General features: G+C 71.3%; 11 protein-coding genes and 1 pseudogene. 3 read left to right on the top strand and 9 right to left on the bottom strand.

The features are described 5' to 3' along the window. Nucleotide 1: 1 nt before the first annotated feature. Both HYV14_03985 and HYV14_03980 read right to left on the bottom strand, forming a co-directional pair. Entirely contained in the window at nucleotides 2-784 is a 783-nt protein-coding gene (locus HYV14_03985) for an acyl-CoA desaturase (GenBank protein MBI2385156.1), read from the bottom strand. 24 nt (nucleotides 785-808) lie between these two features. Beyond that, nucleotides 809-4,840, bottom strand: coding sequence for a PAS domain S-box protein (locus HYV14_03980; GenBank protein ID MBI2385155.1), 4,032 nt, complete (start codon nucleotides 4,838-4,840; stop codon nucleotides 809-811). An 86-nt stretch (nucleotides 4,841-4,926) separates the two neighbouring features. Here HYV14_03980 and HYV14_03975 point away from each other — a divergent pair, with 86 nt between their 5' ends. Continuing rightward, nucleotides 4,927-5,403 carry a hypothetical protein gene (locus tag HYV14_03975; GenBank protein ID MBI2385154.1) on the top strand — a complete coding sequence of 159 codons (477 nt, stop codon included), beginning with the start codon at nucleotides 4,927-4,929 and terminating at the stop codon, nucleotides 5,401-5,403. Here the strand turns inward: HYV14_03975 and HYV14_03970 are convergent, their stop codons facing one another. Further along, the gene (locus HYV14_03970) at nucleotides 5,404-6,627 is read right to left on the bottom strand and encodes an MgtC/SapB family protein (GenBank protein MBI2385153.1); all 1,224 of its coding nucleotides are present in this window, start codon (nucleotides 6,625-6,627) and stop codon (nucleotides 5,404-5,406) included. A gap of 91 nt (nucleotides 6,628-6,718) precedes the next feature. On the opposite strand from HYV14_03970, the gene HYV14_03965 reads away from it, so the two are divergent. Next, nucleotides 6,719-6,997 (top strand): peptidylprolyl isomerase, encoded by a 279-nt coding sequence (locus HYV14_03965; GenBank protein MBI2385152.1) that lies wholly within the window; start codon nucleotides 6,719-6,721, stop codon nucleotides 6,995-6,997. Nucleotides 6,998-7,011: 14 nt separating this feature from the next. On the opposite strand, the gene HYV14_03960 is transcribed toward HYV14_03965, so the two are convergent. From HYV14_03960 to HYV14_03935, 6 genes and pseudogenes are all read right to left on the bottom strand, one after another. Then, on the bottom strand, nucleotides 7,012-7,440 hold the full coding sequence (locus HYV14_03960; GenBank protein ID MBI2385151.1) for an OsmC family protein: 429 nt from the start codon (nucleotides 7,438-7,440) through the stop codon (nucleotides 7,012-7,014). A 1-nt stretch (nucleotide 7,441) separates the two neighbouring features. Then, nucleotides 7,442-7,792: a 4a-hydroxytetrahydrobiopterin dehydratase gene (locus HYV14_03955; GenBank protein MBI2385150.1), complete on the bottom strand. Its 351-nt coding sequence runs from the start codon at nucleotides 7,790-7,792 to the stop codon at nucleotides 7,442-7,444. 62 nt (nucleotides 7,793-7,854) lie between these two features. Further along, nucleotides 7,855-9,136, bottom strand: a pseudogene (locus HYV14_03950) (dihydrolipoyl dehydrogenase). A 14-nt stretch (nucleotides 9,137-9,150) separates the two neighbouring features. Continuing rightward, a complete protein-coding gene (locus tag HYV14_03945) occupies nucleotides 9,151-9,357 on the bottom strand; it encodes a hypothetical protein (protein ID MBI2385149.1) in 207 nt (68 codons plus the stop codon). A gap of 181 nt (nucleotides 9,358-9,538) precedes the next feature. Further along, nucleotides 9,539-11,245 (bottom strand): response regulator, encoded by a 1,707-nt coding sequence (locus tag HYV14_03940; protein MBI2385148.1) that lies wholly within the window; start codon nucleotides 11,243-11,245, stop codon nucleotides 9,539-9,541. A gap of 1 nt (nucleotide 11,246) precedes the next feature. After that, on the bottom strand, nucleotides 11,247-12,386 hold the full coding sequence (locus HYV14_03935) for an FIST C-terminal domain-containing protein (GenBank protein MBI2385147.1): 1,140 nt from the start codon (nucleotides 12,384-12,386) through the stop codon (nucleotides 11,247-11,249). A gap of 152 nt (nucleotides 12,387-12,538) precedes the next feature. Between HYV14_03935 and HYV14_03930 the strand changes: the two genes are divergently transcribed. Then, nucleotides 12,539-13,093 (top strand): response regulator (locus HYV14_03930; GenBank protein ID MBI2385146.1); only part of this gene is annotated, 555 nt, incomplete at its 3' end.

Raw genomic sequence — 13,093 nt, 5'->3', positions numbered from 1 at the left:
CCTAGACGGGGACGCCCCACGGCTGCTCGGCCGCGGGCAGGCGGTCGTCCACCTCGAGAGGGCGGAGCAGGCGCACCGCGCCGACGGCCGCCAGCGCGCGGATGATCGCCCAGCACGGGTCGAACTCGAACCAGCGCACGGCGAAGTTGGCGCGCGTGCACTGGCGATGGTGGTTGTTCTGGAACAGCTCGCCCATCGCGAGGAAGTCGAAGACGAGGGTGTTGCGCGACCGGTCGTTCGTGTCGAAGTTGCGGTAGCCGTAGCGGTGGCCGCACCAGTTCACGATCGCGCCGTGGATCGGCCCCATCAGGTAATGCGCGGGGAGCAGCAGCCACATCCACCAGGCCGTGGCGAAGAAGTAATAGACGCCGGCGTAGAAGACCGCCCAGAAGGACATCGAGAGCCAATGGTCGCCTATCTTCTCGAGCAGGGGCCAGCTGGGATAGCCGCCCTCGAAGCGCCGCTCGACGGCCTCGCGCCCGTGCCCGATGGCGCTGAAGCGGTGGAAGGTCGCCAGCATCATCGCCGCGGCGTTCGGGAAGAACGCCGGGGAATGCGGGTCCTTGGCCGTGTCGCTGTAGGCGTGATGCATCCGGTGCAGCAGCGCGTAGGCGCGCGGGTTCAGGCAGGAGAAGCCCTGGGAGAGGTAGGCGAAGAGGTGGAAGAAGTTCTCCCACCCGCGGCTCATCACGAACATGCGGTGCGCGCCGTAGCGGTGGACGAAGAAGGTCTGGGAGAACAGCGCCGAGAACCAATGCGCGACGAAGAAGACCGGGATGATCATGCCCGTGATGTTAACAATTCCGCGCTAGCCCTTCCTCAGGGCCCCCGCGCGCAGGAGCTTGACGGCCTCGGCGAGCTCGCTCGCCAGGGACTCGACGAGCCCGGCCGCCTCCTCGAGCCGCTTGTCCCGCCCCAGCGCCTCGAGCCGCGCGGCCAGGCGCGCGACGCCCTTCGCGCCGATCGTCCCGGCTCCCCCCTTGAGCGCCGCGGCCAACGGCTCGAGCGCGGACGCGTCGCCGCCCGCCGCGGCGGCGCGCAGGCCGTCGAGGCGCGTCTGCGCGTCCTTGGCGAAGCCCTCGATGATGTCCCGGACCGCCGTCTCGTCGCCCAGGGCGAGGAGGCCCTTGAGCGCGGCCGGGTCGACCGAGCCGAACCAGCGGCCGAGCGCCGCGGCCAGGTCGTCGGCGAGGACGGGCTTGCCCACGCAGTCGTCCATCCCCGCGGCCAGGCAGCGCTCGCGGTCTCCGCCGAGGGCGTCGGCGGTCATGGCGATGATCGCGGTCCTGCGGCCCTCCACGCCCGGCCGGGCGCGGATGGCGGCCGTCGCCTCGAAGCCGTCCATCTCCGGCATCCGGCAGTCCATCAGCACCAGGTCGTAATGGGTCGCGGCGGCGGCCGCGGCCGCCTCGCGCCCATCGGCCGCGGCGTCGGCCGCGCAGCCCATGGACCGGAGCTGGAGGAGGGTCACCTTCCGGTTGACGGGGTTGTCCTCGGCGACGAGGATGCGCAGGCTCTTCCAGGAGGCGAGGGGCTCGACCTTGAGCGCGCGCCGGGCGAGCTCCTCCGCGGAAGGCTTGACGCCGAGGGCGCCGCGGACGGCGTCCAGGAGCGCCGCCTTGAACACCGGCTTGGGCACCGCCCCGTCCAAGCCCAGGGAGGACGGCTCGCCGGGGCCGAGCAGGATCATCCGCACGGCGACCAGGGCCGGGTCGCCCTTGATCTCCTGAGCCAGCTGCTCGCCGTCCTGGCCGGACAGCCGCCGGTCGATGAGCGCGAGGATGTACGGGTCGCCCCGCGCCTCGGCGGAGCGCAGCGCCGCGAGCGCGGCCGCCCCGTCGGAGACGGCGTCGGGACGCATGCGCCAGGAGGCCGCCAGGTGCGCCGTGACGCGCCGGCTGGTCTCTCCGCCGTCGACGATGAGCACCCGCACCCCCGCCAGCTCCGGGACCTCCGCCGGCGCGGCGGCGTCGCCCTTCGGCAGGACGGCCTCGAACCAGAAGTTCGAGCCCTTGCCGGGGGCGCTGACGACCCCGACCGAGCCCTTCATCATCTCGGCGAGCTTCCTCGCGATCGCCAGCTCGAGCCCGGCGCCGCCGTGCCGGCGCCCGGCGGGCGCTTCGGCCCGGCTGAACGCGGCGAACAGCTTGGCCTGCGCGGCGGGCTCGATGCCGGGGCCGGTGTCCTGGACCTCGAAACGCAGGCGGACCCCGCCTCCCTCCTCCGCGACCCGGCGCGCGCCGAGGACGACCTCGCCCGACTCGGTGAACTTGACCGCGTTGCCGGCGAAGCCGGCGAGGATCTGGCGGAGGCGGCCCGAATCTCCGCGCAGGCGCCGCGGCACGGCCTCGTCCACGAACACCAGGAGCTCGAGGCCCTTCTCCCGCGCCTGCGCGGCGAACAGCAGGGCGACGTCCTCGACGATGAGCCGGGGATCGAACTCCTCCTCCTCGAGGGGCATTGCGCCCGCCTCGAGCTGAGAGAAATCCAGGATGTCCCCGAGGGTCGCCAGCAGGGCTCCGCCGGCGTCGCGGATGCCTTCGGCGAGCTCGCGCTCCGGGGGAGCCAGGCTCGCCTCCAGGAGCCGGCCGGCCATGCCGAGGACCGCGTTCACCGGCGCGCGCACCTCGCGGCCGATGCTCGAGAGGAACAGGGACTTGGCGTTGGCCAGGTCGAGGACGGTGTCGCGAGCCTTGGAGACCTCCGCGCGGGCCAGCTGGGACTGGGTGTTGTCCACGGCGAGGACGAGGAAGCCGTCGATCCCGCCCTTCGCGCCGCGCAGCGCGGTCGCGGTCAGGCGGACGGGCAGGGCGGACCGGTCCTTGCGCAGGAGGGAGCACTCCCTCGAGTCGGAGCCGCCGAGGCGGGCGGGCTCGACCAGGGAGTCGAAGTCCTGGCCTTCCGGGAAGAGGAGCGAGGGCGGCTTGCCCAGAATATCCGCCGCGGCGTAGCCGAGGAGGTTCTCGGCGCCCTTGCTGAACACCGTGACGAGGCCGGCGGGATCGGCGGCGATGATCGCGACCTGGGAGGCGCCGTCGAGGACGGCCTGCAGGCGCGCGCCCGCCTCCGCCGCGCGCGCCTCGGACAGCTTGCGCTCGGTGATGTCGTGGCTGATCGCGACGTATTGGACCGGCTTTCCGTCCTCGCCCATGAACGGGGTGATGGTCGTGTCGACCCAGTACGCCGCCCCGCTCCGGGCGAGGTTGCAGATCTCCCCGCGCCAGGTCCGGCCCGACGCGATGGTCTGCCAGAGCTGCTTGAAGAACGCGTCCGGGTGCTTCCCCGAGGACAGGATCTTGTGCGTGACGCCGATCAGCTCCTCGCGCGAGTAGCCGGAGACGCGGGTGAGGAGGTCGTTGACCCGGGTGATGCGGCCGGCGGCGTCGGTCGCGGCCACGATCGCGGAGGAATCGAGCGCGGTCTTGAGGTCGAGCGTCTCCTTGGCCGAGCGCTGCAGGGCCGAGTCGGCCCGGCGGCGTCGGAGGAAGCCCCCGAGCTGGCTGCCGATGGAGACGAACAGGTCCAGGAGCTCGGCGTCGGGCTTGGCGGAGACCGGGTCGAAGAACTCCAGGACGCCCTCGACCTTGCCGTCGAGCGTCACGGGGAAGGCCAGGGCGGCCCTGACGCCGTCGGCCGCGGCCGCCTCCGCCCGGGGGAAGTCGGGATCGGCCAGCACGTCGGGGATCCAGACCGGCTTGGCGTCGCGCCAGGCCCGGCCCGGCAGCCCCGCGCCGCTCTTGAGGCGGAGCTCGCGGGACTGGCGGGTGAAGAGGGTGCTCTTGCCGCCGGCGCTCCAGAAGTCGGCGCAGTAGAGCTCGCCGGCGGCGTGATCGACCTCCCAGGCGCCCGCGGCGGACCAGCCCATCGCCGCGCCGACGCCGCGCAGGACCCCCTCGAGCCCCGCGCGCCAGTTCGCCGCCTCCGCGAGCGCCTTGGTCGCCGCGAACCCGGCGGCCAGGCGCCGGTCCGTGCGCGTCCGGGCGGTGACGTCGCGCAGGACGACCCGCGCGCGCCCGCCGTGATCGCCCTCGCGGCGCGGCGAGGCGCGCCCGCGCGCGAGCACGCGCTCCCCGGATCCCGTCAGGAACACCAGGTCGATGTCGCCCCGCTCCTCCCCCTTGAGCGCGCGCGACAGGGCCGCGGCGCCCTGCTCGCGGGACTCCGGCGCCAGCAGGTCCGAGACGGCCGTCTTGGCCGCGTCCGGGAGGCGGCGCCCCAGGGCCGCCAGCAGCGCCTTGTTCGCGTCGACCAGGCGGCCGTCGGCGTCGAGGGTCATGATCAGGTCCGTCGTCTCGTCGAAAAGAGCCTGGAACTTCGCCTCCTGCTCCCGGACCGAGGACAGCGCGACGTCGAGCGTCGCTCCCTCGAGCTCGCGCGCCGCCAGCACGGCCAGGTCGCGCAGGAGCTGGATGCGGCGAGGGTCGAGCGCGCGCGGGATGCGGTCGACGACGCCCAGCGCGCCCATCGTCTCGCCGCTCGACAGCCGCAGGGGCGCGCCGGCGTAGAAGCGGATGTTCGGCGCGGAGACGACCAGCGGGTTATCGGCGAAGCGCGGGTCCTTCGCCGCGTCAAGGACGACGAACGGCTCCGGGCCGAGAAGGGCGTGGCCGCAGAAGGAGAGGTCGCGCGGAGTCTCCCTCGCGTCGAGCCCCTGGCGGGACTTGAACCACACGCGCTCGGCGTCGACGAGGCTGACGAAAGCCGTGGGCGCGCCCAGGAGGCTCTGCGCCAGGCGCGTGAGCCGGTCGAAGCGCTCCTCGGGGGCCGTGTCGAGGATCTTCAGCCCGCGCAGCGCCTCGAGGCGCCGGGCTTCGTCGGCCGGTTTTTTCGGCTTCTCCATGGGCTCGGATCAGAGTATGCCCTGATCCGTCCGAATTTACCATATGTTTCGTGGCCGTCCCCCGGCCGCGGGGCTACACTAGGACCATGCCCCACGGCGAAGCTCCCTGGCTCGATGAAGGCTACCGCTGGCACATGGCCGCCGCGCTGTCGGTCGGCGCGCTGCTCGCCGCGTTCCTGGGCTGCGCCGGGCTGGTCGAAGAGGTGCGCTTCGCCCCCCCGAAGGCCGCGGCGCGGGCCGTCCCCCCCGACCCCGACGGCCTGGAGGCCGTCGCGCTCGTCCAGGACAGCCGGCTGGCGGGCGACGAGGCGACGGTGCTCGAACGCCTCGCCGGGACGGTCCGCAACCCCGCGTACCCGCGGGCCTGGAGCGCCGAGAAGACGGAAGGCGGCTCCTACCTCGTGATCTTCCGCGAGCCGGCCGGCGTCCCGGCCTACGCCTTCGAGGTGAACCTCGAGACCGAGGCCGTCGAGGCGACGCCCGAGGCGGTGGAGCGCCTCACGATGCTGCGCGTGCGCGCGGCGGCGCATGCGCCCGAGAACCTCGTCGCGCGCGCCCGCTAGCTAGGGCCAATACACCGCGAGCGCCGCCGTGACGGCGCATAGCCCGAGGAGCGGCAGGCCCAGGCGCAGCCCCAGGGCGCGGCGCGAGACGACCGTCACCAGCCCCGCCTTGAACAGGGTGTTCGAGGACGCCGCGACGAGCGCCAGCCTCCAGGCCGTGTCCGCCTCGATCGCGCCGGAGCGCGCGAGGCGGGCGGCGGACAAGGTCGCCGCGTCGACGTCGGAGAGGCCCGAGAGCGCGGCCACGAGCCACTCCGAGCCCGCGAAGCGGTCGTGACCGAGGGCCATGAGCAGCCCCACCAGCGCGTAGCCCGCGCCGAAGCCGACGGCGGCGAGCATCCCGCCCGGGTTGCGCGGCTCGACCCCTCCGGGCTCGCCGGACGAGCGGAGCAAGACCGCCCCGGCGAACAGCGCCGCCGCCGCGGCCGCCAGCGACAGAGGCAGCGCCCCGCGCAGGAGCACGCGCGGCGCCGCGACGCCGATCTCGATCATGATGCGCGCGAACACGACCGCGCAGGCGAGCGCTACCACGCCCCCGGCGAGCGCCTCCGTCCGGGGCTGGGCGGCCGCCTGGCGGGAGTAGCCGAAGGCCGTCGCGGTGCTGGAGATGAGGCCGCCGAGCAGGCCCGCGGCGAGCATGCCGCCGCGCTTGCCCATGAACTTGTAGGCGATGTAGCCCGCCAGGCTCAGGCCCACCACGAGGACGACCATGAGCCAGCTCTCGCGAGGATTGAGCGTCCCGCTCGGCCCGTACGCCTGGTCCGGAAGGATGGGCAGGATGATCATCGCGACGACCGCGAAGCGCATGATCGCGCGCATGTCCTCCTCGCCGAGCTTGTCCACGGCCCCGTGCAGCTCGGGCTTGAACTGCAGCAGGACGGCCACCGCGGCGCCCGCCGCGCCGGCGACGGCCAGGGAGCCTTCCGCCGCGTAGGCGCCGATCAGGAAGGTGGCCAGCAGGGCGACCTCGGTGGTGATGCCCCCGGCCTCCCTCTTCGAGGCCAGGCTCGCGGCGACGGTGACGGCCGCCAGCCCCAGCAGCCCGGCCCCGACGGCCCAGGAGCCCGGAGCGAACCCGGCGAAGGCTCCCAGCAGGGCCACGAGCGGGAAGGTCCGCACGCCGCCGAGGCGAGACTGGGACTGCTCCCGCTGCAGCCCCACGAGCGCGCCCACCAGCACGGCGATCGCGAGGCGCATGGCCGTCAGAAGGTCGTCGGGTGCCATCGGCCTATGCTAGCAAAGCGCCGCTTCCGCCGGGTCGCCGGGCGAAGACGTTTTCTTGTAGAATCAAGGACGCCGCAAACAGGAGAATCCCATGGCCAAAGCCCAAGCGCGTCACATCCTCGTCCCGACGGAAGCGGAGTGCGCCAAGCTCAAGAAGGACATCGAGGGCGGAGCCAGCTTCGCCGACCTCGCCAAGAAGCACTCCAAGTGCCCCTCCGGCCGAGAGGGCGGCAACCTCGGCGAGTTCGGCCCCGGCCAGATGGTCCCCGAGTTCGACACGGTGGTCTTCAGCGCCCCGGTCGGCGCGGTGCAGGGGCCGGTCAAGACCCAGTTCGGCTTTCACCTGATCGAAGTCACGAAGCGTTCCTGAGCTGACGCGCCGGTCTAGACGAGAGACGCGCTCATCGTGATCTTGGCCGCGGCGCCGAGCAGGCGCGAGATCGGGCAGCCGGTCTTCGCCTTCTCCGCCGCCGCCGAGAACGCGTCGGCGGCGGCGCCGGGGACCCGGGCCGCCACCGTCAGGTGGATCGCCGTGACGGTGAACCCCGCCTCGAGCTTCTCGAGGGTGACCGCGGCCTGGGTGGAGATGCTCTCCGCCGTGAGGCCCGCCTCGGCGAGCTTGCCCGACAGCGCCATCGAGAAGCAGCCCGCGTGCGCGGCCGCGATGAGCTCCTCCGGGTTCGTGCCCTTCTCCTCGCCGAAGCGCGTCGCGAAGCCGTAGGGACGGTTGACGAGCGCGCCGCTCTCCGTCGAGATCAGTCCCTTGCCGTCCTTGAGTCCTCCCACCCAGACCGCGGAAGCGTTCCGTTTCATGTCATTTCTCCTGTTTGAGCTTGCGCGGCAGGGCGTCGATCTTCGCCGCGAGGATGAAATCGTTCATAGACAGCCCGCCGATCGCGTGCGTCGAGAGCTCGACGACGAGGTTCCGGTAGCCGGTCAGGTGCAGGTCGGGATGATGCCCCTCGGACTCCGCCTCCTGCGCGACGTCGTGGATGAACTCGATCGCGGCGGGGAAGTCCAGCATCGAGAGCTCCAGGCGCAAGGCCTTGCCCCCGGACAGCTTCCAGCCCGGGATCTTCGACAGGAGCCTCTTGGCTTCCTTCACCGGCATGGGCTTGGCCCCGCCTTCGCAGGGGACGCACTTCTTCGTCAGGAGTTCGTTCATGACGGCATCTTAGCCCGTCCGCGGCGGCCGGCGCAATGGCGCCGGCGTGAGGTTATTGTGTGCTAGTCGCAAAACGAGAGCTCGAGCTTCCGGGGCCCGGACCTCGTCTTGCGCGCCGCGTCGCGCAGCGCGTCCCGCAGGCTCTCCTCGACGACGGGATGGTAGAACGGCATCTCCAGCATCTCGAAGACCGTCAGGCGCGCCTGCAGCGCCCAGGCCATCAGGTGCCCGAGGTGCTCCGCGGCGGGGCCGATCATCTCCGCGCCGAGGAACAGGCCGTCGGCCTTGCCGGCGTAGACGTGCAGCAGGCCCCGGTTGGCGCCCATGATCAGGGCGCGTCCTTGACGTTCGAAGCTCGCCTCTCCGGCGACGAAGGCCCCCCGCTCGAGCGCGGACCAGGCCGCTCCGACCTGCGCCAGGCCGGGGTCGGTGAACGTGAGGGAGAGGGGCGCGCGGCGGACGAAGCAGCGGGTCCGGCGATGGACGCTGTTGTAGCCGGCGATGCGGCCGTCGTCGGCGGCCTCGTGCAGGACCGGGCGCCGGACGCTGGCGTCGCCCGCGAGATAGATAGGGAAGCCCCGCACCCGCATCGTCCCGGCGTCGAACTCGGGAAGGCCGTCCTCGTCGAGCGCGACGCCGAGCGCTTCGAGGCCGAGGGCCTCCAGGTTCGGACGCCGGCCCAGGCTCGCCAGGATCAGGTCGCGAGCGTACGCGCGCCCGCCGGACCGGACCTCGACCGCGCCGCGGCCGAGACGCAAGGGGAATTCCCGCGAGAAGACGCGGACGGCGCAGGCGTTGACGGCGGGATCGGTGAGCGCGCCCAGGTTCCGGGAGCGGTCGAAGGCCGCGACGTCGCAGCCCAGCCGGGACAGCGCCTGCCCGATCTCCAGCCCCACGGGCCCGAGGCCGACGACCCCGATCCGCTCCGGAAGGTCCTCGAGCTCGAAGAGGGCGTCGGTCGTGACGACGCGGTCTCCTAGGGCGAGGAACTCCTTCGGCACCACGGGGCGGGAGCCCGTCGCCAGGATCACGCGCTTGGCGAGGAACTCCCGGTTCCCGACGCGCAGCGCGCCCGGGCCGATGAAGCGGGCGCGTCCCCGCACCAGGCGCGCGGACGGAGGCGAGCGTCGCCGGGATGCCGCCGCGGGCTTTTTTCCCGCCGTGGACGTCGTTGGCGGCCTGGATCAAGGCCTTCGAGGGCATGCAGCCCACGCGCGCGCACGTCGTGCCGAGCGGGCCGTCCTCGGCGACGATGAAGGCGTTCGTCTCCTTGCGGACCTCGCGCAGCGCGGAAAGCCCGGCGGTCCCGGCCCCGATGCTGGCGACGTCTATTCTCTCGACCACGCCCCGTGGAGCGGCTACTCTCCGCCGATCGTGTCGTCCATGTCGGGGTCGACCATGCCCGCCTCCACGGACGAGCGCGAGTTCCCGCGGAAGTCCTCCGGCTGAACCTCGTTGAACGAGTCGGTCAGTTCCTTGTCGAACGCCTCGTCCGGCCGGCGCGTCACGCCTCCGGCCAGGTCCAGGTCCGCGATGTCCAAAGTCTTTCGGGTGAGAGGGATCATACCCACAGTGTAGCCCCCTCCGCGTCCGGATGCAGTGGACGGCGCGTCAATCTTTGTTATCCGAGGCGTGACGCGTCCGACATGGTTTTTTCCCGGCGCCGGCGTTAAGCTGACTCCAACGAACCCGAGACCAGAAATGTCGGGACCAGCCCCCGGGCTTGCGCTCGGGGGCTTCGCGTCTTCAGGCGGCGACCCGCCTCAGGACCTCGCGAAGCGTCTCGACGAGGAGGCGCGGCGTGAACGGCTTCTGGAGAAAGGGAGTACCGGGCTCGAGCACGCCGTGCCGGGCGATCACGTCGTCGGGATAGCCCGACATGTAGAGGATGCGCGTCTCGGGAGCGCGCGCGGCGATGCGCTCGGCTAGCGCGCGGCCGTTCATCCCGGGCATGATGATGTCGGTGAGGACGAGGTCGATCGGCCCCGAGCGAGCCTCCAGCAGGCGCAGCGCCTCCTCGCCGTCCGCCGCGGCCTCGACGCGGTAGCCCTGATCGAGCAGGCTGCGGCAGATCATCTTCCGGACGCCGTCCTCATCCTCGACGACCAATACCGTCTCCGACGCCTTCCCCCCCTCCGAGACGGCGGGGACGTCCGGCGCGTCGGGCATGCCGCCGGGCGCGAACGCGGGGAACTGGATGGTGAACCTCGTCCCGCGGCCGGGCGAGCTTGCGACCGCGATGTGCCCGCCGCTCTGGCTGACGATGCCGTAGACCGTGGCGAGGCCCAGGCCGGTCCCTTTCCCGACCGCCTTGGTCGTGAAGAACGGCTCGAAAGCGTGCGCCAGGACTTCCGGATCCATCCCGGACCCTCCGTCGGTGACCTCGAGCATGACCGCCGGGACGCCGAGAGGAGAGGCGTCGGCCGCGACGTCGTCCGTCTCGATGACGAGCCTGCCGCCGTTGGGCATGGCGTCCCGGGCGTTGATGATCAAGTTCATGAGGACCTGGGCGATCTGGCCGGGGTCCGCCTTGATCCGGCCCACGCCGGGCTTCAGGCGCGTGACCACGTCGATGTCCTCGCGGATGAGGCAGCGCATCATGCCCTCCAGCCCCCCGATCACGTGATTGACGTCGACGACCTCGGGCTTGAGCACCTGCTTGCGGCTGAAGGCGAGGAGCTGGTGCGTCAGCGTCGCGGCGCGATCCGCCGATTTCTCGATCTCCTCCACGTCCCGGAACAACACGCCGTCCTTCGGGACCGCCCCTTTGAGGAAAGAGCAGTAGCCCTTCATCGCGGTGAGGATGTTGTTGAAATCGTGGGCGATGCCTCCCGCGAGCCGTCCCACGGCCTCCATCTTCTGCGATTGGCGCAGCCGCTCCTCGAGCTCATGGCGCTCGGTGACGTCCTGGAGGATGCCGATGAGTTTGATTGCCGCGCCGGCCTTGTCGCGGACCACGTCCGCCCTGGAGCGGACCCGGCGGACGGAGCCGTCGGGACGCACGATCCGGTACTCGATCTCGTAGGCGCTCACGCCGCGGATCGCCGACTCGCGCGCGCGGAGATACGGCGCGCGGTCGTCCGGATGGACCATATCGGCGAATCTCTCGAAGGTCGGCTCCGCTCCCGCGTCCAGTCCGAGTATCCGGAAGCACTCCTTCGACAATTTCACGCGGCCGCCGTCGAATCCGACCGCCCAACTGCCGATGTTGGCCGCCTCCTGAGCCTTCTCGAGGAAGGATTGGCTCTCCCAAAGGGCCTCCTTCGCCCGCCGCAGCTCGTCGAGGTCGCGCAGCATCTCCTGAGAAGTCAGCTCGAGGGAGCGCTCCAGCAAGGCCCGCTCCTCGTCCGCCTGCCGGTAGGCCGCGTCGACCGCGAGCAGGAACTCGTCCGTGGGAAGGGCGCGGTAGTGCTTCTTGAGCTGGCGGCTCAACAAGCTGTGCAGGTTCTCCATCTCAGGATTCCTTGAAGGTGGTGACCGTCATGGTCTGGTTGTGCAGCTCGCAGCGGCCTCCCGAGGAGAACGGGGCCAATTCCCCGTAGGAATAAAAGCCCGTCAACGCGGCGCGAGGACCGAGTATGCCCCGCACGCCCTCGACCTCCTCCTCGACGCGCTGGCCCAGGATCATCTTGCGTCCGACGCAGCTGATGAGGATGGCCAAGTCGGGATCGGCGGAGAACGGGGCCCGCACGCTCGCGCGCGCGGCGTCGACGGCGCCGTCGATGAGGCGGTCGACGTTGGCCTTCATCAGGCGCGCGTACGCGCCTTGGGGGATGTCGCCGCCGAAGATCATGCTCTGCTCGGACTCGTCGATCGACAGGACGGTCCGCACGACGCTCGCGTCCCCGTCCCGCGTCCGGAGCGCGAGAGGGAACAGGAGGGCCGCGGCCGGCAGCCCCAGGGCGTGCCTTCCCAGGTACTTCTTATAAAGGTCCAAGGCCGATCCTCCGTTGAGACGGTAGAGGACGTTCCCCTTCGACTCGGTGACGAGGCGCTCGGGCCCGAAAGGATCCCAGCCTCCGACGGAGCCGAAGCCCACGCGCAGCCCCGCCCCGTACAGGCCGAGGATGGCCACCGCCCCCTTCTCCGGCTGCCCTCCGTTCCAGAGGACCCGGGTGTCCTTCATCTGCGCGATATCGCCCGAGAGTCCTCCGGTGACGCTGACGCCGGCCGGCAGCACCGAGGAGAGACCCCGCGCGAGCTCGCTGCCGTTGGTCTTCAGCCCGTCGCTGAGCACGAAGGCGTGCACCAGGCCCTCCGGCTCGAGGGCGAGCGCCAAGCGGCGTCCGGCCTCCCGGCTGTCGCCGGCCTCGGAGAGCCGGATGACGTGTCCTTGGACGCGGGTGCCGTCGAAACGGACGGCCGTGAACGCGATCTCGCCGTCGCTGACGCCCGTGCCGTTGATCTCGCCGGCGGTCGAGCACCCCAGCAGGTGCGCCCGGGGATGCATGGCGCGCAGCTCGGCGATCCTGCCGCGGTCGGCGATCGCGGCGGTCGCGCCGAAGACGAAGACGATATCGGCGTCCAACGCCGTATCCCGCGCCCCGATGACCCACCCGCCGCTCGCGCTCCACCGGCCTTGCTCTATCTTCATCATCCTCCTCGGACTTTCCCGAAGAGGATAGCCGCTCCGTCCCGCATGCCCGTTTAGAGAACGCTTAATTTATTCTTCGGCGCGATGTAATTGTCATAATTTTTTGAACCGTTCACGATGGACCGCCCCCGCGCGAGCCGCCATAATGAGGCATGAGGATCCGCCAACCGGCTCCGAAGGCCACGGCCGCCCAGGAACGCCTGCGGATTCTTCTGTTGGAGGACGACCCGGACGACGCCGAGCTGATCCGGCACGCGCTCGCCGAGACCGCCCTGGGAGCCGACGTGCGCTGGAGCCGGACGCGGGAGGAGTTCGTCAAGGCGCTCGACGCCTATTCCCCCCATCTCGTCCTCTCGGATTACACCTTGATCGGCTTCAACGGGCCCGCCGCCCTGGCTCTCGTCCGGGAAAAGACGCCGGACATCCCGTTCATCCTGGTCTCCGGGACGATCGGAGAGGAGCTCGCAGTCGAGACGCTCAAGAGCGGCGCCACGGATTGCGTCATGAAGAACCATCTCGAGCGCCTCGAGCTCGTGCTGAACCGGGCGCTGCGGGAGCGGCGCGAACGGGAGGAGCGGCTCAAGGCCGAGGCGGCCCTTCGCGAGAGCCAGGCGAAGCTCCTGCAGTCGCAGAAGATGGAGGCCCTGGGCCGGCTGTCCGGCGGCGTGGCCCACGACTTCAACAACATCCTGACGGCCATCACCGGC

It is taken from the genome of Elusimicrobiota bacterium (genome assembly GCA_016182905.1).
Classification (GTDB): Bacteria; Elusimicrobiota; Elusimicrobia; order UBA1565; family UBA9628; genus GWA2-66-18.
This window is presented reverse-complemented; position numbering and strand designations above follow the sequence as displayed.